This is a genomic window from Shewanella sp. TC10 (assembly GCF_009663145.1).
Taxonomy (GTDB): Bacteria; Pseudomonadota; Gammaproteobacteria; order Enterobacterales; family Shewanellaceae; genus Shewanella.
Window position 1 is genome coordinate 1 of record NZ_VKHR01000046.1, and the last position, 23,178, is coordinate 23,178.

The 23,178-nt window shown below is 41.0% G+C and carries 21 protein-coding genes and 1 pseudogene; 10 read left to right on the forward strand and 12 right to left on the reverse strand.

Annotated features, from left to right (window positions below):
• From FNZ24_RS15200 to FNZ24_RS15210, 3 genes and pseudogenes are all read left to right on the forward strand, one after another.
• Positions 1 to 129, forward strand: a pseudogene (locus FNZ24_RS15200) (IS110 family transposase); the annotation flags it as partial.
• A gap of 880 nt (positions 130 to 1,009) precedes the next feature.
• Positions 1,010 to 1,411, forward strand: a complete 402-nt coding sequence (locus FNZ24_RS15205; RefSeq protein WP_153915584.1) for a tetratricopeptide repeat protein — start codon at positions 1,010 to 1,012, stop codon at positions 1,409 to 1,411.
• Positions 1,412 to 1,534: 123 nt separating this feature from the next.
• Complete coding sequence (locus tag FNZ24_RS15210; RefSeq protein ID WP_153915585.1) at positions 1,535 to 1,933, forward strand: hypothetical protein; 399 nt, start codon at positions 1,535 to 1,537, stop codon at positions 1,931 to 1,933.
• 291 nt (positions 1,934 to 2,224) lie between these two features.
• On the opposite strand, the gene FNZ24_RS15215 is transcribed toward FNZ24_RS15210, so the two are convergent.
• Both FNZ24_RS15215 and FNZ24_RS15220 read right to left on the reverse strand, forming a co-directional pair.
• Entirely contained in the window at positions 2,225 to 4,015 is a 1,791-nt protein-coding gene (locus FNZ24_RS15215) for an acyl-CoA dehydrogenase C-terminal domain-containing protein (RefSeq protein ID WP_153915586.1), read from the reverse strand.
• A 235-nt stretch (positions 4,016 to 4,250) separates the two neighbouring features.
• Complete coding sequence (locus tag FNZ24_RS15220) at positions 4,251 to 5,171, reverse strand: alpha/beta fold hydrolase (RefSeq protein ID WP_153915587.1); 921 nt, start codon at positions 5,169 to 5,171, stop codon at positions 4,251 to 4,253.
• Positions 5,172 to 5,526: 355 nt separating this feature from the next.
• Here FNZ24_RS15220 and FNZ24_RS15225 point away from each other — a divergent pair, with 355 nt between their 5' ends.
• Positions 5,527 to 6,030, forward strand: a complete 504-nt coding sequence (locus tag FNZ24_RS15225; protein ID WP_153915588.1) for a TlpA family protein disulfide reductase — start codon at positions 5,527 to 5,529, stop codon at positions 6,028 to 6,030.
• Between the two features lie 108 nt (positions 6,031 to 6,138).
• Here FNZ24_RS15225 and FNZ24_RS15230 read toward each other — a convergent pair whose 3' ends face one another.
• Positions 6,139 to 7,482 carry a coproporphyrinogen III oxidase family protein gene (locus FNZ24_RS15230; RefSeq protein WP_153915589.1) on the reverse strand — a complete coding sequence of 448 codons (1,344 nt, stop codon included), beginning with the start codon at positions 7,480 to 7,482 and terminating at the stop codon, positions 6,139 to 6,141.
• Between the two features lie 466 nt (positions 7,483 to 7,948).
• Here FNZ24_RS15230 and FNZ24_RS15235 point away from each other — a divergent pair, with 466 nt between their 5' ends.
• The 3 genes from FNZ24_RS15235 to FNZ24_RS15245 all read left to right on the forward strand — a co-directional run bounded on the left by FNZ24_RS15235 (position 7,949) and on the right by FNZ24_RS15245 (position 10,114).
• Complete coding sequence (locus tag FNZ24_RS15235) at positions 7,949 to 8,440, forward strand: DUF1097 domain-containing protein (protein ID WP_153915618.1); 492 nt, start codon at positions 7,949 to 7,951, stop codon at positions 8,438 to 8,440.
• A gap of 422 nt (positions 8,441 to 8,862) precedes the next feature.
• A complete protein-coding gene (locus FNZ24_RS15240; protein ID WP_153915590.1) occupies positions 8,863 to 9,312 on the forward strand; it encodes a hypothetical protein in 450 nt (149 codons plus the stop codon).
• Between the two features lie 400 nt (positions 9,313 to 9,712).
• Entirely contained in the window at positions 9,713 to 10,114 is a 402-nt protein-coding gene (locus tag FNZ24_RS15245) for a hypothetical protein (protein ID WP_153915591.1), read from the forward strand.
• A 155-nt stretch (positions 10,115 to 10,269) separates the two neighbouring features.
• Here FNZ24_RS15245 and FNZ24_RS15250 read toward each other — a convergent pair whose 3' ends face one another.
• The 4 genes from FNZ24_RS15250 to FNZ24_RS15265 all read right to left on the reverse strand — a co-directional run bounded on the left by FNZ24_RS15250 (position 10,270) and on the right by FNZ24_RS15265 (position 14,384).
• Positions 10,270 to 11,574 carry a hypothetical protein gene (locus FNZ24_RS15250; RefSeq protein WP_153915592.1) on the reverse strand — a complete coding sequence of 435 codons (1,305 nt, stop codon included), beginning with the start codon at positions 11,572 to 11,574 and terminating at the stop codon, positions 10,270 to 10,272.
• Between the two features lie 552 nt (positions 11,575 to 12,126).
• On the reverse strand, positions 12,127 to 12,891 hold the full coding sequence (locus tag FNZ24_RS15255; RefSeq protein WP_153915593.1) for a sulfite exporter TauE/SafE family protein: 765 nt from the start codon (positions 12,889 to 12,891) through the stop codon (positions 12,127 to 12,129).
• Positions 12,892 to 13,002: 111 nt separating this feature from the next.
• The gene (locus tag FNZ24_RS15260; protein WP_153915594.1) at positions 13,003 to 13,551 is read right to left on the reverse strand and encodes a hypothetical protein; all 549 of its coding nucleotides are present in this window, start codon (positions 13,549 to 13,551) and stop codon (positions 13,003 to 13,005) included.
• 401 nt (positions 13,552 to 13,952) lie between these two features.
• Positions 13,953 to 14,384, reverse strand: a complete 432-nt coding sequence (locus FNZ24_RS15265; protein WP_153915595.1) for a GNAT family N-acetyltransferase — start codon at positions 14,382 to 14,384, stop codon at positions 13,953 to 13,955.
• A gap of 322 nt (positions 14,385 to 14,706) precedes the next feature.
• Between FNZ24_RS15265 and azu the strand changes: the two genes are divergently transcribed.
• The 3 genes from azu to FNZ24_RS15280 all read left to right on the forward strand — a co-directional run bounded on the left by azu (position 14,707) and on the right by FNZ24_RS15280 (position 17,369).
• On the forward strand, positions 14,707 to 15,162 hold the full coding sequence (gene azu, locus FNZ24_RS15270; protein WP_153915596.1) for an azurin: 456 nt from the start codon (positions 14,707 to 14,709) through the stop codon (positions 15,160 to 15,162).
• Positions 15,163 to 15,354: 192 nt separating this feature from the next.
• Positions 15,355 to 15,879, forward strand: coding sequence for a type II secretion system protein (locus FNZ24_RS21890; protein WP_153915597.1), 525 nt, complete (start codon positions 15,355 to 15,357; stop codon positions 15,877 to 15,879).
• A 734-nt stretch (positions 15,880 to 16,613) separates the two neighbouring features.
• Positions 16,614 to 17,369, forward strand: a complete 756-nt coding sequence (locus FNZ24_RS15280) for an FRG domain-containing protein (protein ID WP_153915598.1) — start codon at positions 16,614 to 16,616, stop codon at positions 17,367 to 17,369.
• Between the two features lie 450 nt (positions 17,370 to 17,819).
• Here the strand turns inward: FNZ24_RS15280 and FNZ24_RS15285 are convergent, their stop codons facing one another.
• The 5 genes from FNZ24_RS15285 to FNZ24_RS15305 form a co-directional block, all read right to left on the reverse strand.
• Positions 17,820 to 18,476: a 3-oxoacid CoA-transferase subunit B gene (locus FNZ24_RS15285; RefSeq protein ID WP_102528827.1), complete on the reverse strand. Its 657-nt coding sequence runs from the start codon at positions 18,474 to 18,476 to the stop codon at positions 17,820 to 17,822.
• A 10-nt stretch (positions 18,477 to 18,486) separates the two neighbouring features.
• Positions 18,487 to 19,203, reverse strand: coding sequence for a CoA transferase subunit A (locus FNZ24_RS15290; RefSeq protein ID WP_153915599.1), 717 nt, complete (start codon positions 19,201 to 19,203; stop codon positions 18,487 to 18,489).
• Positions 19,204 to 19,361: 158 nt separating this feature from the next.
• A complete protein-coding gene (locus FNZ24_RS15295) occupies positions 19,362 to 20,270 on the reverse strand; it encodes a hydroxymethylglutaryl-CoA lyase (RefSeq protein WP_153915600.1) in 909 nt (302 codons plus the stop codon).
• Entirely contained in the window at positions 20,270 to 22,342 is a 2,073-nt protein-coding gene (locus FNZ24_RS15300) for an acetyl/propionyl/methylcrotonyl-CoA carboxylase subunit alpha (protein ID WP_153915601.1), read from the reverse strand. Before FNZ24_RS15300 ends, FNZ24_RS15295 begins: the two co-directional genes overlap by 1 nt.
• Positions 22,342 to 23,172: an enoyl-CoA hydratase-related protein gene (locus tag FNZ24_RS15305; RefSeq protein WP_153915602.1), complete on the reverse strand. Its 831-nt coding sequence runs from the start codon at positions 23,170 to 23,172 to the stop codon at positions 22,342 to 22,344. Before FNZ24_RS15305 ends, FNZ24_RS15300 begins: the two co-directional genes overlap by 1 nt.
• Positions 23,173 to 23,178: the final 6 nt, after the last annotated feature.

Consider the following 23,178-nt stretch of genomic DNA (forward strand, 5'->3'; position numbering starts at 1 on the left):
CGCTGGGCAACCGCACTTGCAGAAAGACGTGGCTTTAACAGAGCTTGTGTTGCCGTCGCGAACAAGCTTGCACGGATAGCGTGGGTTATAGCAGCAAGAGAAGATGAATATCGTATCGCTGCTGCATAAAAGTAATCATTAACGCGCTAACAATTAGTTTTACCAACCACCAAGTTGCCAAGATAATTRAATTGATGATGAGACAGTCAGACTGTTCTACTTAAAACCTTCGCCTGGCATTGGCTCTAAAGAAGCCGTAAGGATGATAAGGAAAGTAGAAGCAAATATCCATCAGGGCCAGAGGAGTACCTCAATAACAGGCCGAATATATGGGTGCAATGAACTATTCTCAAAGTCGATATTAAATATCTTGCAAACCGGATGGGTCCATATATGCCAAGGAGTGACCATGGCCCGACGAAAGCTAGCCTGACGTCCTGTCAGGCTCACGCTATTTTCTTCAACGTCCTCAATTCAAATGGTGCCTTTTAGATTTTTATATTTAGATTTTTTTATGCTTATCATTGCCACAAATACCGTCAAATCGAAGAGACAATAATCCCAGTGTAGATGCAGCAGCGAGCTTCCAAAACATGGATGTTTTGGCAGAGCTTACATGGACGTACTCGCAGCGTCTCGCAGTTGTATCTGCACAAAAGCCTGCGGCAGGCAATGGATTAGATTGAAGTAGTGATATAAAGCAACCTTGCCAATAAAAACTAATAAAAAATTCTCGGGTTTACCAATCAAACAATCCTATATCATTGAAAAGTTAGCGTTTTGGCTTAAAAGAAGTTTACATAACGACCCAAGATAATTCTCGGTTATCTCAATTCTCGGTTTTATCCACTATTTAGTCGATTGATTTAAATTTTGATGGCTGTTAAGTTATTAAAATTATTAATAAATTATGCTAAAAAGTGATTGGGTTTTGGTAAGTCGCCTTGGGGTGTTTATCGGAATTCTCGCTAATAAGCTGTTATAAGCTCTTAGAACATGGAGTTAGTCTATGGCTGAAGATATCGAACAAATAAAATGGATGCTATATGGGATTTACCTAATTCTCTTCGTGTTAGGTGGAGTTATTTTTTTCAATTATCGTTTAAATAGCAATCGAATAAATTCGTCGTTTCGTGAAGATTTTTTCAATGAAGCTCAAAAATTGGATGACATGGGTCAGCTAAGGGAGCTTCAGGTGTTATCTGAAGCTCGTTTAAGTGAGAACAAGTCAGATTCATTTGCATATTACTATTTAGGGATCTCTCACTTTAAACAAAAGCAATACAGTAAGGCTCTTAAAGCATTTACTGATTTACAGTCTATTGATCCGGCTTGGGAAAAGGTTGTTATTCAACAATATATTGATGAGATCAAACTCCAAATGAACGGCCCTCAAAGAACGGTTCCATAATTGGCTTATAACAAGCTGCTGAATTCAGATTCACCAAGGCTGTCACGCCATTTGCTGAGCAAATCGCCCGCCAGCACATGGTTCACTTATTAGCAGGGCGTTATGAGTCAATAGGAGGGGGAGTTGAGTTCATCTAAAAAGGAAATGCCTCTGAGCTTAATGTTTGTCATTTTATTATATGTAATCTCAGGTTTTTCCTCTCTCTTAGCATCTTTGTCAGGAAACGGGGTTGATATTGTTGGTATTGCAATGCTGCCCGTCGGCGTACTATTGTTTTTGAGGAAGTCAGAAGGAGTATTGGGGGCTAAAGCTCTTGGTGTGCTGTACACAGGAATATGGGTGCTCAGTTTGGTTGTGGGTTCTTTTTCAGAAAGTGGAACCGCTCAACTGTCGGTATTCAACTTTTCTATCTCAGTAGCTCCTGCTGTGGCTATATTGCTATTTGGTATATTTTCGTTAGGTCAATTATATGTGGCGTTTATTGTTGCCCCGGTCTTTTTCGGTAGTAAATCAAACTCATAACAAAGCTATGTTGCACCGCCAGCAAGCTGGCTGGACAAATTTTCCTTGGTTCGTTTTGTGCTTATACGCTACGCTAGCACAAACCGCTCCACTCCAAATTTGCCGTAAATAGCGGCGTTAGCCAACTCACTTACTGTCCAAAAGTGAGTTTAAAAATGATTAAATTTTATTATAAGCAAGTGGCTTTCATTCTTAGATAAGTTATCAAACATCGTTATGGAATTAAAACAGCGCCTATTGGCGCTGTTTTTGTTTTTTAGTTGCAGAGTTAATGCGGTTTAATAGCATCGCTTAAAAGTCATTGTCGTCAAATGCAGCAATGTTTGCGCTACTCATTTCTACTTGTTTGCGTAAGCTTCGTGTCTGACAACCCCAATAGTTCATGTAAAAGCTGGCTGTGTTTAACTTAGCTTGATAAAAAGCTTGTTCATCAGTTCCAGCTTCAATGGCTTCAAGAGAAGTAGCAGCAATGCGTGCCCACATCCAAGCGAGAGCAGAGATACCAAATAACTGCATATAAGGCATTGAGGCTGCACCAATCATATCTGGGTTAGTGGCGGCAGATTTAGCAATAAAGCCAGTGGCTTTTTCTAAATCACCAGCAGCATCCATTAGCCCTGCAATATACGGCTTCATTGCGTCATTAGTGCTGTGCTCACCAATAAACTGTTTCACCATGTCTGACCAAAGGCTTAATGTCGCTCCTTTATCAGATAACAATTTACGACCCACTAAATCTAACGCTTGAACACCGTTAGTGCCTTCATAAAGCATGGCAATACGAATATCACGGACAAATTGCTCCATGCCCCATTCGTTGATGTAGCCATGACCGCCATAAATTTGCTGCGCATCAACACAGGCTTTAAAGCCTTGGTCGGTGACAAATCCTTTAACAATTGGGGTAAATAGTGCCGCGAGAGCAGAGGCCTGTTTTGCTTTAACTGTATCGGTATGACGTTCTGCTTGATCAAGCCATAATGCCTGTTGGCCCATTAATGCACGGGTGCCTTCATTGAATGATTTTTGCGACAGCAGCATACGGCGCACGTCGCCATGAACTAAAATTGGATCTGCGGCTTGGTCAGCTTGCTTAACGCCAGATAGTGCTCGACCTTGAATACGCTCTTTGGCGTAAACCAGTGCATTTTGGTAGGCAATATCTGATACACCCAATCCCTGAATTCCCACACCGAGTCTAGCTTGGTTCATCATAGTGAACATGGCTTTTAAGCCTTGATGCGGCGCGCCGACTAATTCGCCTACGGCGCCATCAAATAGCATCACACAGGTTGAGTTACCGTGAATACCCATTTTGTGTTCAAGGGCGGTGGCACTTAAGGTGTTTGCTTCACCAAGGGAGCCATCATCATTGACCATGAATTTAGGCACGGCAAATAGCGAAATACCTTTAACGCCATCAGGTGCGTCAGGCAACTTTGCTAACACTAAGTGAATGATGTTTTCAGCTAAGTCGTGATCGCCAGATGAGATAAATATCTTTTCGCCGCTAATGGCAAATTTATCATCACCCAATGGTTTTGCTTTAGTGCGCAGTAGGGCTAAATCGGTTCCAGCATGAGACTCTGTGAGGTTCATGGTACCTGTCCACTCGCCACTGACTAATTTTTCTAAGTATTTTTGCTTAAGTTGATCGCTGCCATGAACATGAATTGCCGAATAAGCACCATGGGTTAGTCCTGGGTACATGGCAAAGGCCATGTTAGTGGCTGTTTTCATTTCGGTGGCAAAGGTGCCAATGACTTCAGGTAAACCTTGGCCGCCGTATTCAGGATCGCAGGTTAGGGTGGCCCAACCATCATCAATGTATTGCTGGTAAGCTGCTTTAAACCCCTTTGGTGTTATCACTTTTCCGTTTTCTAGCTGACAGCCTTCAAGATCGCCAGAGGCATTTAATGGCAACATGATATCAGTGGTGAAGTCTGCCACGCCTTGTAAAATCGCATCGGTCAGCTCGGGGTCTATTTCATCAAAACCTTTGAGGTCAGGTTGCTGATAAATATTGAGTAACTCAGATAAGATGAACTGATAGTCACGAAGGGGAGCATGATAAATTGGCATAATACGGTCCTTTGTTGTTTACACTCTGTCAAACTGCCGATACCACCGAAGCAGGATTAACAGAATCCATTTCTGTTCTATTTTGTAGTTCTCGTTCTAGTTCTAGTTCTAGTAATGGGCTACTAGTGATTGAGAATTTAGCCTTGATTACATTAGATTTTTTAGAGTGTTATTTAGCTTAATCATTAAGCAATAAAACTACCTTAACCAATTTCGAGTAAAAACTCAGCATTATTTATTCTGAAATTTCATCGCTGATGATTTGGTGAGATCTCCAAAAAGCGAAAGCGTGCTCGAGCACAAGTTCTGGTGTTTCAACTTGAGGATAATGTCCCACTTCTTCAAGGCTAACGGCATCAGCTTGGTAAATCAGTTCTTGGTAGCGTTTTAACATGTCTCTACCCGAAATAGGGTCTTCTAAGCCATTAATAAATCGCATTGGTTGTTGGTTATTGATTAAAGCTCCCACCCAGCGATCACGGTGCTTTACTCTTTCTTTCATGTATTGAATCAATTTATGAAAGATACGGTCACCTTGATTGTGTTGGATCAATTGCCAATATTTACGCAACTCTACTTCATCAATAGGAATATGACAGATATCATCGAAGTTACGTTTGAAGGCTCGATAACTCATCCCTTTCGCAACGATAAAACCTATTGGGCTGAGTAATAACTTTTGGATCAGGATGGGATGGATAACTTCTGGGAAAATACCGCCGTTAAGTAATAAACTGCTCAATACGTCAAACGGACGTGAGTCGTTGTTTTGCTTTGCATCAGCTTGTCTTGCCAATAATTCTTGAGTAACGGTATTGCCGTAGTCATGGGACAAAATATGGACTTGTTTAATCTCGATTGATGTGAGGACATCTTCAATAAGGTTGGCTTGAGCAGCAAAAGAGTAGGGAAAGTCTTTGGGTTTATCTGAGTAACCAAAGCCCATCATATCTAAGGTCACTAAATGAAAATGTTGAGTTAACTCATGCCAAATTGGTTGCCAGTCATAACTGCTGGTGGGAAAACCATGGATTAGCAGTAAAGTGGGTTTAGTCTTATCTCCAGCTTGTTTTACAAAGACATTATTCTCAAAGTTTTTAGCAAATGAGTGTTTATGAAAATATCCTTCATTCAACCACTTAGTTAACGTCTGCATATATAATCCATTATTTTTTTATTTAAACTTAACCTGATTAGACCAGTTTGTAAAACCATGTATCAATGACTTGTTAACCATTGTTAGGTAAAGAGTCCTGCAAAAATACACCGCAATATGAATGTTTAAATAAGCAGGAGTTGAATAGAAAACAAGCTTTAGGCGGTCTTAATATTTGCAGTGCAATAACGCTCCCCATTTGCAACTTTATTAGGATTGAATATTTATGACATACAGTAAGGACAGTGCAGTCAGTCAAACATCAGCGAGCGTTTTAAAATGCTCTGTAAATTCCTCGGCGGACATTGGATTATCAAGTGTAAACTTGCTGCACCGAGAGTTACTAGGGGTAGTCATGACCTTTTCAACGTTGGTTTTGTTATTGGTATTTTTCTCTGCTGGCGTGCACGCTGATGATTCTCAATTCACTCCTGAATATCAATTCCCACAGGCGAAACCTTTTACTCTTAATGATGCACAAGGTAATGAATGGTCATTGGCTGAACATGCTGGTAAACCGGTTGTGATTCACTTTTGGGCTACCTGGTGTCCTTATTGCAAAAAGCTGCAACCGGGACTTGAGCGTTTAAGGTTAGCCAACCTTGATAGTGACCTTGAAATGATTGCAATAAGCTTTAATGAGGATAAAGGTGCTGAGCCTGCTGAAGTATTGAAGTCACGTGGCATGGGTATGAATACACTAATAGAGGGTGACAGTGTTGCTGACCTCTACGGAGTCACAGGTACACCAACAACAGTATTCATTAACCGTGCAGGGCAATTAGTATGGCTAACACGGATTTCTGATCCTGATTCACCAAAGCTAGACCAAGCGATTGAATTTTTGTTATCTGAGTAATTAGGGACTTTGTATCTTGAAGTATTAAGGTTATAGCGTATCACCCCGCAAACAAAAGTATTGCGGGGTAATCGGCTACTAGTCCAGCGCTGAGCTAGCAAATGCCAGTTATGAAGTGATAATAGTAGAAGCTGGGGTATCGGTTTCAGCCTCATTAACTGACATGCTCAGTGGCAGCTCTCTAGCTTGTTCACGCAAGTAATCCATGCCAGCTAAGAATCCAGAAAACATCTTAAGTGCAATAAATTGACCTTCGGTAGTTGTTTGGTAATTACTGCCTTGTTTAGTCAGTGCACCAGCTGAAACCAAATAACTCATCTCTAGCGGGAAGGCTTGCCAAAGTGATTTCCCTGTATGAGCTTTGAACTGCTGATTATCTAGTAAGCCATGACCCATCATCATCATTAAGTGATGTTGCAGTAAGGCTTTGGTTTCTAATGGTTTGGTATAACAGGTACCAGTTTGCCCTGATTCGATTCGACTAATATAGTCAGGAATATCAAAGCTTGAAATTCTAAACTGTTCACCAAAACGACCAAAAGCACCTGAGCCAACGCCAAAGCAATCTTCGCCATCTAACACATATTTATTTTCTACCGGCTGACCAAAGTTGCGGCTGAATGTCCAAGGGAACTCCATGATGTAACGTTCACCCATTGCTTCTTTTACCGCTAAGAATTGTGGCCATAATTCTTCAGGACTACCAGCTAAACAACCGGCTTTTTTGCGGTTCTGGCCTATGCCTACTGTGAGCGGGTAAGTGGTAATTTGATCTGGGCTCAGTCGTATCGTTTGCGCTAAATCACTGGCAACGGTTTCTGGCGTTTGCATTTTAAAACCGTACATCATATCTAGATTGACGGTTGGGATAACTTCAATAGCACGGCTAACGTATTCAGCTTGTTGCAGTCCGCTACCAAACTTTTCAAATCGGCCACTGGCTTTTAAGATTTTATCGTCAAAGCTCTGCACGCCAATCGACATGCGATCGACTAAACCTTTAAGTAAATGTGGATTACCTTCTTTAAAGTAGATTGGGTCACTTTCACAGGACACTTCACGTACTGTGGTAATAGACTTAATCATCTCGATGGTTTTAATCAGTTCGTCTTCTAAAATCGTCGTGGTGCCGCCGCCAATATAAACTCTATTAAAGCGATATCCTTGGGCGATGACGGTACGGATCTCTTGTCTCAAGGCTTTGAAGTAAGCCTTAGCAACACCTTCATTGAATTTAATCTTATGAAACGAGCAAAAGCGGCAAAGGGTGTGACAGAAAGGAATATGGATATACAGCGTCTCAATAGGTTTATCTGGGATCGCCAATTTGGTTACATCATTTAATGCCACTGCATCCTTTAAGCTTAAAGACTGCTTAATTGTCATGCCCATTACCCAGTCAAGGCTGTTAGTGGCTAGGTTCAACCTTGAGGTAGATAGATATTTTTTCATGAGTTGCCCTTAGTCATTTCTGTCACCAAACTAAGCAGCTCATTAAAAGAGCCTGCGAGTTTAGTTTGTCAATTTGTTGTTGAGTATCAGACTAATTGAGCTTTTTTTCCCAAACTGTTGCTTAAAGCATGAAAATACAAATATCTACAAATAATGAACAATTGAATGGCTAAACTTTGATGCCTATCACTTGTTTGTTGGCAAATTCAATCCTTTATCTAAATAATTATTTTATTTTATGCTTTTCAATTAATAGAAAAGCCAATAGTGATGACCAATTTAATGTGCATTTTGAATTAGTAATATTGAATATAGTGACATATTTGAATATTTATACGCTGCTTTATTCATCAAAACTGGGACTAGATCGCTTTTGTTTATCGGCAAAATAGCGTAAATTACTTGATATTGTGCAATTTAAAGAACGCTAAGTTTTTTAATGAAAACTATAATCAAGAGGTTAACTATGGAACATCGTTGGCAAATAGCTATTTCAGCTGGATTACTCGCCGCATTATGGGCAGGGGTTGCAGATGTCTTTCAATTAGTCACTTGGGTAGGTTTTTTAAGTTGCAGTACCTTTTTTGCACAATCTGAAACCGGTATCAAAGGCATGTTTATGGCCATGAGTACTAACTTATCGGGTGTGTTTTGGGGATGGTTGATTATTTCAGGCAGTGGCTTCTTTATATCGCCTATGGTTGGCTATGCGTTTACTGGTATTGCTACTGCTGCTATGTGCTTACAAGCCAGTTATCAAAAGCTCGCTTTTATTCCTGGTGCCTTTATTGGTTGCTGTATTACTTTTGCATTAGGCGCTGACTTAGTCGCAATAATACCGCCATTACTGATAGGTGCCATGCTAGGTTACAGCATGAGCTTACTGACAGCTCAGTTGATTAGTATTACGCCAAAAATACAAAGTCTATTTGCAGGTAATACTGCCAAAGAGCTTTAACATTGTTATTCAATATTGAGGCTGAAAGTTGCGACTATCGTGATGATAACGCTTTATCAGTAAGCTAATTATTGTCGATAAGTAGCGTACAACTAAAGTACTGCAATTAGGCCTGTTAATCTAACGTTTAACAGGCCTTTTTTGATCCATAACAATGGGTCAAACTTGTAATATCTACGTCAGTTTTTCTTGCAGAATATTTTATGTCAACCTTAAGTATTCATTTTTTATCTATACTCATCAAAAGCTTGTATCACTTTAGGTTGACATTTTTTATCAGAGCTATTTGAGATTTCAATCTAATAAACTGAAAAGACTCACGTTTACATTTAATCATGCGTTTATAGCCCATTTGGCTATACTTTCTATGCACATTTGGCCGCTATGTCGTGACCTAAATGATTGCAAAAGGAGTAAATGACATGAACAAGAGCTTAATATTATTGTTATGCGTTTTAGTAAGTGGTTCTGCATTTTCAAAGGATAGACTAGAGGTATTTGAAGATTATGATCTTGGCACCGAAATAATGATGATGACGACTGTACGTGTTGATCCGAACATGGGTGATATTTACCTAGCGGGTTTGCGCAATAGTTGGGTTAAAGCTGTAAAGCTGCAAAAGGAGCTTGGTTATATTAAAGATTGGAAGATATACGGCAGTGATTTACCGACGAGCGGTGATTTTAATATGCTGCTGGTGGTCAGTTTTGCTAATGCTGCTGATATCGAGCCGAATAAAACTAGGTATCAAGAGTTTATGAAGAAATGGAGTGAGTCAGACGAGAAAATGTCTAACGAAATTTCAGCCAAATACCCAGAAGTTAGAACCTTAACCGGTGAATATAGAATGCGAGAAATTATCTTAAAGTAAGATAATCGGAACTAGTTCATAGATTGAGATGTATTTGAATCGGTTCCGTACTCGATATTATATTGAGTACTGTTTGATAAGCAGTTACACAAAGTTAGTTACAGTCTCGTTAGTTACACTCTCTTAAAATTAACTCTAGCTATTTCATTCAATCTCCCAACAGCTTATTTTAGCGCTATTATTTTTTCACAACCCATCTTGTCACAAGCTATCTTGGCATTAATAGGCTCATTTCAGACGGACTTTACTTAGCTTGATGCTATTGCGCTATCAAATGGTTATCAGGTTTGGAGCTTTATTATAGAAATATGTTCATAAAACGAAGAACAGGGCTTTCTAATTTACACTGATATGCAATCTCGCTAGGATGACGCCTTTTCAGCATCTAGCAAGGATATTCATGAAGTCTGCGACACTGTTTACCTCAATCATCATTTTAATCACCATAATGGTTTCAGCTCAAGCCAAAGCGGCTCCAGAAGTGGGACTAATGGTGGGGAGTGACTCAGGTATTAATATCAAAATGGATAATTATAAATTTGGTGTTGGCTTTGATGATTTATCATTTACCTTAGATAAAACTTTTAACTTCCAAGGTCAGCAACATTTTTACTGGGGCGTAGGTGGTAAAGTTGCTGACTCTAAAAATAATGACATTCAATTAGGCGCTAGAGCGATTTTTGGTGCTCACACTATGGTAGAGCGATTTACCTTTTTTATCGAAGCACAGCCAACCTTGTATTTATTGGATGACGTTAAAGTCGAGCTAGAAGCAATAGGCGGCGTTAGATATCATTTTTAAAGGATATTTAATGTCATTGGCTGATAATGTAGCTTCAGTTAATGAAGTATAAGTTAGCGCCCTTGAAAATAAATTCAGCTCGTTATTAACAAGTTAATAGCGAGCTGAATCAGATTTATACCTATGCCATTATCAATATTGTTAATTTGCTCTGTTTAAATTCGTTGAAAAGATATTTGGGTATCAATATCACCATCACCATCCTCATCAATTTGTAAAAGTAAGGTATTTCCTTGTGCTGTCATGGTAAAAGTTGGACCATTTTCACCGACAAAATCGGTTAGGCCAGTATCACCATTACTATCAAAGGTCTGTGTAACCGTGACAAGGTTTGATTCACTATCGATACTGTAGGTTCCCCATTCCATGCCTGAATCTTCAGTTTGATCATCTTGATCGACCTCAGCATGAATATAAGTGCCATCAGCGTTAAATATGAACATCAGTAAATCATTTTCATCTGTAAGTTGATCATCAACCGCTTTCACAAGCCATGTGCCAACAACACCATCATCAACTTGACCATCAAAGTTAAGAGTTTCATCGACTGTCTCGTCAGCATCTTCATCTATTGATAATTCGAGCATATCCTCTACCACGGCAGCGAATAATTGAGGCGCACCGGTTTCATCTGTAAAGTCAGTTAGGCCTGTATCACCATTCTCATCAAATGTTTGCGTAGCAATGACTTGGTTAGTATCTACATCACGAGTATAGGTACCCCATTCCATACCGGAATCTTCGTCTTCGTCATCAGTATCGACTTCAAAGTGTGTGTATGTACCGTCATTGAAAAACACTAGAGTAAGTAACTCATTTTCTTCACCTGTAAGATCCCACGTACCCACAATACCGACCTGAACACCATTGGCGGCAACCTGTTCTGTTAAGTGATCAACTGCATCGCTTTCATCAACTAATTCAGTTACTGCAGTATCTTGGCCGCCATTTTCAATAGTGGCTGTTACGGCTGCGCTTTCAGCGAAGTCACTTTTACTTAACGTAAAATCTACTGGTTCAGCACTGGCTATAGCGGTTTCGGTAATAGTAATACCATTTTCGGCATCGCCATCTTGATCGAGTGTTTGCAGAAGCCTTGCGATATTGACCACTTGGTCATCATCGACATTTTCAGATGCCGCAATGTTGAAAGGGGTCACCACGCCAGATGCTGGTGTAGCAGGGAACTCTAAATCACCGATAAAGAAGGTTACTGTTTCACCTTCAAGGTAGTCATAGTTACCTTGTTCATCTGTAACGCCTGTTTGTGTTTCTGTGCGATAGCCGATACCGATGACAGCACTATCAATGAAGATACCTTGAAGAGCTGTAGGGGCTGGGTCTTCAACTTCTGGCTGAGGGACGACGGGTTCTGGAGTGGGAGTTTCAGGATCATCATCACTACTTCCACAACCCAGTAATAAAGCTGATATGAGCAGTGCTATTAGTTTCTTTGACATTTTTCTCTCCTTAAAAAATTGTCGAATTACTAGATATAAGTCATTTAAGACCTGCCATTAAGCCTAATACAAAATAACCAACCTGCATGTTTTTTGAACACAAGAGTATTAAAGTCTTAGGAAGTTTTTTGTGTGGTGTTTATTCTTACTTATAGTTTACTAAGCAGTGATTTTAACTGGGTTGTAGTGCTTTTAGATTGGTTTCTTATTTCGAATCGAACAGCAATTTCCCATCAATTCTAATGAGATTTTAGCTGCATAGTTAAATCATAAGACTGATAACTTAAATGGTAATTTAAGGATCGCTATTTTTTGCTTACTGATTTTGGTTGCCCACACTATGGTAGAGCGATTTACCTTTTTTATCGAAGCACAGCCAACCTTGTATTTATTGGATGACGTTAAAGTCGAGCTAGAAGCAATAGGCGGCGTTAGATATCATTTCTAGTCATTGTTATCTGAAGTTTTATGTCACTAATCAACAATAAAGATAAGAATTCGACAAACTGAACTTGAACCTGAGGGGAGGAGTCTTCCCTCAGTTAGATGTATTTATGCCGTCACAAAAAAATATAGCGTTATAGCGCAACTCATTAGAATGACAAACGTTCTCATATGCTGCTGAGAAATACGTTTTGATATATGAGCTGACATATAGCCGCCAAATAACGTACCTATCAGCACAGCACTGCCTTCAAACCAAGCAATAGCATCATGGTAGATGAACAGCACAATTGCGATTAATGAGACTGAAGATGAAATCACCAATTTAATTCCGTTCATCGCATTAATATTTGAATGACCTGCCAAGGCTAAGTAACTCAATGCAATAATCCCAAGCCCTGCATTAAAAAAGCCGCCATAGATACAAATTGATAAAAGAACTAAGAATAAAAGTACAGCGCCAAGTTGGGATGCGTATTTATGTTTACCAGATAGCTGACTGACGAGCTGATTAATCTTTGCGCCCCAAATGAACAGCACAGTAGCAAAAAGTAGCAGCCAAGGAATGGCTTGTTGAAATACGGCTTCTGGGGCTAACAGTAATAGCCATGCGCCTAATCCACCACCTAAAAAACTGGTTAGCAGGATAACAACCAACTCTTTTTTATGCGCCTTGAGTTCATGCCTAAAGGCAAATGCACCACTAAGGTAACCCGCAAATGAAGCAAAGGTATTGGTGGCATTGGCCATGACAGGTGGTACGCCGACAAAAATCAGTGCTGGAAAGGTAATAAAGCTGCCGCCTCCAGCGAGTGAATTTAGTACTCCGCCAAAAAATCCTGCTAGTAACAGCAGTATCACTTCAAGTGTCATTTAATAAGCCAAAAGATAAAATAGGGCTTGAGCCTAACGTGTTGTGCTTAAGCGAGCAACAGGTGCGATCCGATTTGGTTGATAAATGAAATTTTTGCTATTTAAATAGACTTATCGATTAAAGGCACGTCTTAATTTAGTGACGATATTCAGTTTCATGGCCTGTTTACTGGTGAGCAAATCGGGCTGAAATTGAGCAATTAAACGGTATAAATGGTAGTGAGTGACTTTTTTAGCTACATACCAATCGAAGCGGAAGATTGAACGACGTAAAGTGGAACGTTCAAAATCAACTACACCCAGTTTATTACTGCTATCAACTATAAGATCTCTTATGGGCAAAGCATGACGAGCGACACCAGCATCAAGCATTTTATTCACGATGACGGTTAAATCGAGTAAATTTTGCTTATTTAAACGGGTAGGGGTTTGCCCAGGCAGTTTAGACATTATCAATACTTTTTGTCGGTCATCATTACTAATTAAATTCGGTACACCTTTAATTCCTTTAAGGAGAATTAATGACTCTTTTTCGATGTTATAGCGGCTGATATATTTACGATACGGTTTAAAGTGTTTTTCTACTGAGTTGGCGCCAATGGTGAGGTGCATTTTTTCTGTTTCATAAATGCCGTTGACTATTTCTGTCTGGGTTTTCATTTAACTTGTTCTATTTGAAGCGGTTATTAAAGCATAGTTTAGTTAATACAATGAAGGTATGGCACTTTTGACTGAACATTGAGTGAGAGTTTTACGCTGAGCAAACCAACATTTGGTATCTTGGTAACAAACTGATGACCTATAGGATACGATACACAAAAGTTATCAATCTTTGGTGTTTTATGGTTAAGAGTGAAACCAGATACCGAGCGAGTCTTAGAAACTGTTTAAAACTTTCAATCACCACGAATAGGGTTACTAACTCAGCGGTTGAATTGGGTATAAGAAAGCTGTGACTTAAATGGCCGAGACAAAAATAAAACAAAAACAAAAACGGAAACGCCCAAAGTTATTAGCTTTGGGCGTTTCTTCTAACAAATTTGGTTACGACAAACCGAACGTTATAAAGTCATGTGCAGAATTGGAAATGGTTTTCCCATATCATCAAGTGGCGAGCGTGAAACAACCTTGAACCCCATATGTTTATAAAAATCGACAGCTAATGGGTTTTGCTCATTCACGTCAACTTTGGTTGCGCCTAATTGCTTAATGGCATATTGCAGTAGCACTTTACCAACACCTTTTCCTCTTGCTTCATTTAAAATGAATAGCATTTCAATCTTTGAATCGTGGATTCCCACAAAGCCAATAATTGAACCACTTTCGCTTTTAACGCATCTCAAGATCACTGCTGGAAAAGCTTGCTCAATGATGATTGGTTTAAAAAACTCAATATCTTCTTCTGTAATGAAGTCATGAGTTGCTCGGACTGAGTTCTCCCAAACATTAAGCATTTCAGCATAATTTTCAGGAAGCACATTTTCTACAATCATTGTATTTTCTCTAGAGTTGACTGAAATTGATGTGCAGCCGCGAGTCGTTATTTTAGCGTTTAGTACCGTGAAGTGTCCATCATTCCCACAGAGATACTTATTATAATACTTTCAATGTTGAACTCTTGCTAATCAGCAGTTAGCAGTCAGTTTCAAGTGGCTAGTGAGTTTAATTATTATGGGCTAGCTATCTTTTTTGCTAAAGGTGGAAATCTTTAACTTATTTACAACTGATTATCATTCTCAATTAGCGATTATTGTTTTAGTATTCCCTAACTTTGCACAGAGACTGCAAGTTCTAACTATTTTGAAAGGGAATAACATGACTAATTTTACCAAAATGATCGCGATAATGGCTTTAACTTTAACGAGCTTGCACGCTCAAGCAAACGAATGTGAACTGACCATAACTGCAAATGATGCAATGCAGTTTGATAAGAAAACGTTATCAGTTCCTGCTACATGCAAAGAAGTTACATTGAATCTAAAGCACTCAGGTAACTTACCTAAAACTGCCATGGGTCATAACTGGGTATTAAGCACTGCAGAAAACGTACAAGCGATTGCAACAGATGGCATGAGTGCAGGAGCTGACAAAAGTTATATTAAAGCTGGGGATGAAAGAGTACTGGCTTATACCGATGTGATTGGTGGCGGTGGGGCTACATCAATCACCTTTAGTATTGAAGGTTTGGACAGCACTGCTGCTTACCGGTTCTTTTGCTCTTTTCCAGGCCATTGGGCGATTATGCAAGGCAGCTTTGTGATAGAAGCTTAGTTTTGACAGGCGTTTGATTGAGAAGATTCATCATTAGCTATATTAAGTGGGGGATGAAGACTGTTTACTCAGCCCCTACTTAATATTAATTCAACCACGATATAATCCTATTACCTGACTTATTCAGACTACCCCCTTAATCACAATGTGCTATAAGATACTAAGTAGTGATTTACTGGGGTTAGACAAAGCATGCAACAAAATCAAGGGTTTTCACTGATAGAGCTTGTAGCTGTGATCATCCTGCTTGGTGTGATAGCTGTGATTGCTGCACCTCGATTTATCAATCTTAGTCAGGATGCCAAAGCCAAAACTATGCTCAGTGTAGGCGCAGGAATGAAGTCAGCGTTATCAATTTTGCATAGTAAAGCGTTAATTGAAGGGAAAGATAGCGGCGAAGACGAGATCACCATAAATGGAGTGCAAGTACCACTTCTAGCTGGTTATCCATCTGTGAATGGCGGTGATTCTTTCGAACAAATAAACGCTCAAGTGCAAGTTTGGTTCAATATCGACTCAGTTGGAAAAAACATCATTGTGAACAACCCTAGTGCAGCTCCCTTCTTTATCGATAAGGCGTCTAATCGCAACCAAATTTATATTTTCTTTAGCGGTGCGCCAACTACTGGCGATCGCACTGAATACGGATGTCAGGTGCGTTACCAAAACCCTCAGGGTGAAGGTCCTTCTGTTCGAGTGTTAACTGACGCTTGTTGATTCATCAACATAGGGCTTACTGATTTACATGATCTAGTTAGAGAAAGTTTGAGCTGACCCCATTTATTGGTTGTTTATGACCTTCGGTCACTGGGATGAAAGTCGTGGTGCTTCGCCCACACCAGACGAAAGGGAAACAACAGCATTTCCCTTTTCGCTGATTCATATATAAAGACTCTTGCCGCTCCGACAAAGTGGTTCTTGTAAAAAAATAGGCCCGTACTTATTAGCGAATTAACTACCGCCTCAGATTCGTACCTTAGCTTTAACGCATTCGGACACTTCCAACGGAGATCATTGAATCAGCAAGTTAAATTGGAGTCTTTCGAATAAGTATACTCTGACGGATGGTTGGTTATGACCTTCGGTCACTAAGATTTAAAATCGTGGTGCTTCGCCCACACCCGACGAAAGGGAAACAACAGCATTTCCCTTTTCGATATCCCTTGCCGCTCCGACGAAGTGTTGATCCTCATGCTTAATTAAGCGAATTTACTACCGCCTTAGATTCGCCATCCGTGGCTCAATCTAAGGCTATGTCGGCGTCCTGCCTCCATCACGTAAATTAGCTTAACGCATTCAGACACTTCCAACGGAGAACATTGAATCAGCAGGTTCAACTATTGGTTGGATAAATAAAGTTTACTCTGATCCTACTTAATAATAAAAAGTATTTATATTCAATAAATTTAGGTAGATAATAAACTATTATATTTTTGTATTAGCAGGATTTTATGCGAGTTCAAGTTCTAGATACAATTGAGATGGTTTTCCAATTCGCTACGCGTTTTGTTCCCAGCAATCATTGTATATTTCGTGGTGTAATTGATGAAAAATATACTCTTATTCCATCTGTAGGTAGATTACCTATATTAAAAAATGTATTTGAAGAATTAAGTAGAGAAAAAGAGTTATTAAAGCAATTTAAAATGCAAACAGCTCTGAAGCTACCTTGCTTGCCTCAAAATGATTGGGAGTGGCTTAGTCTTGCGCAACACTATGGATTACCTACTCGCTTATTGGATTGGACTATAAACCCGTTAGTCGCGTTATATTTTGCAACTAATCATAAACCTGAAGAATTGTACAATAATACAGAACTTAGTGACTGTGCTGTTTATCTTTTGATAAGCCACATCAACATAGATTCTTTTTATCCTCAAAGCCCTTTTTCAATATCAGAAACTTTAGAGTTCCGAGCACCAAATATCTCTGAACGTGTAGTTAATCAATCAGGTATATTTACAGTACACCATAATATAAGGGCAGATTTTGATAATGAAAAACTACATAAGTTCATTATACCAGGGCAACTCAAGCATCTTATTAAAGACAAATTAAATGTACTAGGTGTTAATGAGTCAGCTATATATCCTGGTCTTGATGGAATTGCAATGTCTATAAAGTCTAATTGTTTCAATGGTATATCATATGACTTGGATGTCGAAAATACTCCTAATTTTGCGAAATCACAAATCAATGGGTTATGAAAAATAACCCTAAGTAATTTATTTGAATTTTGAATTAAGATAATTATTGTCTATAAACAACAAACCAGCAGGCTCAACAATCTCCATTCGAAGTTGTTGTGGTCGTTGAAGAAAATGACGTAAGTCCAGACATGGATGTCTGGCTAGCTTTCGAGGGGAAGGGACGCCCCATCGTAAGCGTTAGTTATTTTCGAATAAGAGCGCAGCTTATTCGCTTTTCAGAATAACTTCGTTGGAGCGGGTGGGTGTTCCAAGAGGGAGTTGCCGTTCACTCCCTTTTGGTCTGGGGTGGGCGAAGCGCCACGACGTTAATCTTTTAATTCTCAATCAATCCAAACGGAGTTTGGTGCTCTTAAATAAACCTCAAATCACACCAAACAAAAAAGCGAACCTCCAATGAAGCTCGCTTTTGATTTTAAAAAGGCCAACACATTAACTTTTGGCTAGAAGTTAAAACACCATTTCTGGTACATGCTCTGGCACCACCAACTTACCTGCAGTTTTAGATTGGATCTCTTCAACCGACACTCCAGGAGCACGCTCTAACAAGTGAAATGCGCCGTCTTTGATTTCCATAAAGGCTAAGTCAGTCATCACGCGTTTAATACAGCCATAACCCGTTAATGGCAGCTCACACAAAGGCAGTAACTTAGAGTTACCTTTTTTATCAGCATGCATCATGGTGACGATAATATTGTCAGCGCCAGCCACTAAGTCCATGGCGCCGCCCATGCCTTTAATTAACTTGCCTGGGATCATCCATGATGCGATTGAACCATTAACATCGACCTCAAATGCGCCAAGTACGGTTAAATCAACATGGCCGCCGCGGATCATTGCAAAGCTCTCTGCTGATGAGAAAAACGATGCGCCATCAACAGCGGTGACGGTTTGCTTACCAGCATTGATAAGATCTGCATCTATGGTGTCTTCAGTTGGGAACTCGCCCATACCTAATAAACCATTTTCAGATTGCAGCATCACGCTCATGCCTTCAGGGATATAGTTTGCGACTAAGGTTGGAATACCGATACCTAAGTTAACGTAAAAGCCATCTTGCATTTCTTGGGCTACACGTTGAGCAAGTTGTTCTCTTGATAATGCCATGTCTTGCTCCTTATTTTGCTGCCGCTGCGTTTGGTTTGACAGTACGTTGTTCGATGCGCTTTTCGAAACTTGCTTGAATAACGCGGTCAACGTAAATACCTGGGGTATGAATATGGTTAGGGTCTAACTCACCTGGCTCTACAATTTCTTCAGCTTCTACCACGGTGATTTTGCCAGCTGTCGCCATCATAGGGTTAAAGTTCGCAGCGGTTTTACGGAAGATTAAGTTACCCATAGTGTCAGCTTTCCAAGCTCGAACGAGGGCAAAGTCAGCCGTTAGTGAGTCTTCAAGTACGTAATGACGACCTTTGATTTCACGGGTTTCTTTACCGTCAGCTATCGGGGTGCCGTAACCTGTGGCAGTGAAAAAGGCAGGGATACCCGCGCCGCCAGCTCGGATTTTTTCAGCCAATGTGCCTTGCGGCGTTAAGATGACATTAAGTTCACCTGATAGCATTTGCTGCTCAAAAGTGGCGTTTTCGCCAACGTATGAGGCAATCATGGTGGCGATTTGACGTTGTTTAAGCAATAAGCCTAAACCAAAATCATCCACACCGGCATTATTTGAAATGGCAGTTAAACCTGATACGCCCATGGTGACCATGTGATTAATTAAGCCTTCTGGAATACCGCATAGGCCGAAACCACCGACCATGATGGTCATGTCATTTGTTAAACCTTGTAAGGCTTCTTCGTAGCTATGAACGACTTTGTTGAGTCCTGCCATCATCTTGTCCTTTTCAGTATTGTGCGAGTGGCAATTGATGCCAATCGCGATGTATTTGGTCTGCTATCTGCTTATTACTTATTAGCAAAAAGTTTATTGGCAAAAAGCTTATTAGCTAAAAAGTTTCTTAGCTAAAAAACTTATTAGCTAAAAACGGTTTATTCTGCGCAAATAGCTTGTGCCACTTTTGAGCCTGTTGTTCTGCCTAAAGTGTGACTTATTTGCTGACCTGTTTTAGCAAGCTTAGTTAAATCAATGCCGGTTTCGATGCCCATTCCGTGCAGCATGTAAACCACATCTTCGGTAGCAAGATTGCCTGATGCACCTTTGGCGTAAGGGCAGCCGCCAAGGCCAGCAACCGATGAGTCAATGACACTCACGCCAGTTTCTAAACATGCCTGAATATTAGCGAGTGCTTGGCCATAGGTGTCATGAAAGTGCAGCGCCAGTTTTTCAACAGGGACTAATTTAGCAACGGCTTCAACCATCTTACGGGCTTTAATGGGGGTGCCAACACCTATGGTGTCGCCAAGGGAAATCTCGTAACAGCCCATTTTGTAAAGTATTTCAGACACGCGGGCGACTTCGTTAATATCAATGTCACCTTCGTAAGGACAGCCAAGTACGCAAGAGACATAACCGCGAACAGGGATGTTTTTTGCTTTAGCTAGCGCCATGACTGGCTCAAAGCGGGCAATGGACTCTTCAATAGAGCAGTTAATATTGCGCTGACTGAAGGTTTCAGATGCTGCACCAAAGATGGCGACTTCATCGGCGCCAGCGTCAAGTGCAAGTTCCAGCCCTTTTAGATTGGGGGTAAGAGCAGAGTAGACCACGCCTTGTTTACGCTTGACAGTTTTAAGCACGTCATCTGAATCAGCCATTTGTGGTACCCATTTAGGTGACACAAAACTGCCTGCTTCAATACGTTTGATCCCCGCATCGGCGAGTTGCTCAATCAAGGTAAGCTTGTCTAGGGTAGTCACAGCCTTTTCATTTTGCAGACCATCACGAGCACCTACTTCAAAGATGCTCACTTTTTTAGGAAGACGAGATGCATTCATCATTAGGCTTCCTTGTCTGCAGCTTCTACATTAAGCGCTTCTACATTAAGAAGTTGGGCACCGTCGGTGACGAGTTCGCCGCTTTGGAAGTAAAACTCACTTACCACACCATCAAATGGCGCTTCAATGGTGTATTCCATTTTCATTGCTTCCATTACCAATAAGCCTTGACCTTCAGTGACGGTATCGCCCACTTCAACTAAGTGAGTCACCACAGTACCGTTCATTGGTGCATTTAGTTTATCTGCGCTATCGGATGCATCTTCTGCTTCTTGAGCTAATACCGCTTTAAAGTGGTAACTGCCGCTAGGTAAAAATAGGGTGAAGTCATCGCCTTCATGGCACACCGGTACTTTACTTTTATGACCGTTTATTTCAGCCAGTAGCACATCATCTTTAATAGAACCTGCAAGCTTTAATGCTTGACCGTTAAGCCCTAAGTGAAGTGCATCGCCCAAGTCGGTAATGACTAAGTTTTGCAGTGCTGGCTCATCATTGTCGCTGGTGCTTAAGTGAGAGGTGCTTAATTGAGTGCTGGCTTGGTCAGTCAGTAGTGATACATGATGAATGCTTGCGCTATTAAGTCTAAAGCCGCTCACTTGTCCCCAAGGCGAGTATGGATCGTCGCTATTGGTGGCGTTAACCTTTGCGGTCTCTTGACGAGAAAGCACTTGATACAGACCCGCTAAGGCAAGGGCGTTATCAAAATCATTGGTCACATCACCAATTAAGCTGCTTGAGTAGCGCTCAATAAAGTCAGTGCAAAAATCAGCTTCAGCAAAGGCTTTGTGCTCGGCAATGTTGGACAAGAATTCGATATTATGTTTAAGCCCACTGATTTGGTAAGAGCTTAATGCATGGGTTAACCGTTGCAATGCGCGTGAACGAGACTCGTCCCATACAATCAGTTTTGAAATCATAGGGTCGTAAAAGTTACTGATGACATCGTTTTCACGAATACCAGAGTCGATACGCACGTGGCGGTTTTGGTCTGGCTCACGCAGGAAGTTTAATTTACCTGCTGCGGGCAGAAATTCATTGCGTGGATCTTCAGCGTAAATTCGCACTTCAAATGAATGGCCGTGAACACTGACTTCATCTTGTTTAAGCGGTAGCTCGCTGCCACTGGCAACCATTAACTGCCATTTAACTAAGTCTTGGCCTGTGACCATTTCGGTAACAGGGTGCTCCACTTGCAAGCGGGTATTCATTTCCATGAAGTAGAAGCTATTGTCGGTGTCGAGTAAGAACTCAACGGTACCTGCGCCTACATAGTCAATGGCTTTGGCAGCAGCAACGGCGGCTTCGCCCATTTGTTGACGAAGTGCATCAGAAAGCCCCGGTGCTGGCGCTTCTTCAACGACTTTTTGGTGACGGCGCTGAATTGAGCAATCACGATCTGATAAATAGATGGTGTTGCCAAAGGTGTCGGCAAACACTTGTACTTCAACATGGCGCGGCTTGCGTAAGTAGCGCTCCATTAATAGCTTGTCGTTGCCAAATGATGAGGCAGCTTCGCGGCGGGCTGAGTTAATTGCATCTAGCACTTCAGCTTGGCTTTCAACAATTCGCATCCCTTTGCCACCGCCGCCATAAGCGGCTTTAATCAGCATTGGGTAACCGACATTTTCAGCTTCAGTAAGCAATGTTTCATCGGTTTGAACATCACCGTGATAACCCGGCACTAGCGGTACATTGGCTGCGCCCATAATGATTTTGGCAGCGCTTTTGCTGCCCATTGAGTCGATAGCGTCGCTACCAGGTCCAACAAAAGCAATGCCGTTTTGTTCACAGCTGCGGGCAAAGTCTGCATTTTCTGACAAGAAACCGTAACCTGGGTGAATCGCTTCAGCGCCAGATTTTTTGGCGATATCGATAATTACATCGCCTTTTAAATATGAATCTGCTGGGGCGCTACCGCCAATATGAAATGATTCATCGGCCATAGCCACATGACGGGCATTGGCATCGGCATCAGAATAAAGCGCCACTGTGCGCACGCCCATGTCACGAGCGGTGTTGATGATACGACAAGCAATTTCACCGCGGTTAGCAATTAATAATTTGGTAAACATTATTGAGCTCCTTGTGCATCAGACTTGGCGTTTTGTTGCTTAGTGGTCCAAGCTGGCGAGCGTTTTTCAAAGAATGCATTGAGGCCTTCTTGGCCTTCATCTGACACACGAATGCGAGCAATTTGCTCACTGGTATAGGCAAGGGTATTGTCGTCAATGACGCCATTTTCAAGGCTAGATACTAAAGTTTTAACCCAAGCCATGCCTTGTGGGCTATTGCCATTAAATACATCAATAAATGGCTGCGCTGCGGCATCTAAATCATCATTAATCTCATGGATCACTTGATGGGTCACAGCAACTTCTGCGCTAAAGCGCTCTGCCGTTAACATGTAACGACGAGCTTGACGGTTGCCCATGGCACGAACCACATAAGGACTGATGACCGCAGGAATAAGGCCGAGTTTGACTTCACTTAAGCAAAAGCTTGCACGGGTATTCGCAATGGCGATATCGCAACAACAAATTAACCCTAATGCACCGCCAAAGGCCGCCCCATTAACTAACGCAATGGTGGGCTTAGGAAACTTATCCAGCACGTGCATTAATTTAGCCAGTTCGTTGGCATCGCTAAGGTTTTGCTCAAAATCCATTTTAGCTTGTTTACGCATCCAATTAAGGTCTGCGCCAGCGCTAAAGTTTTTACCATTAGCACGCAAAATTAATTGCTGACATTGATCATTATTAGCAAAGGATTCAATGGCGGTGATCATTTCATTGATCATCACTTCATCAAACGCATTGTGCTTTTCTGCGCGATCTAGAATTAATTCTCCAACGCCTTGGCTTAGCTGGCATTGAATATATTGATATGGGTTGGCTACTGCCATGTTTGC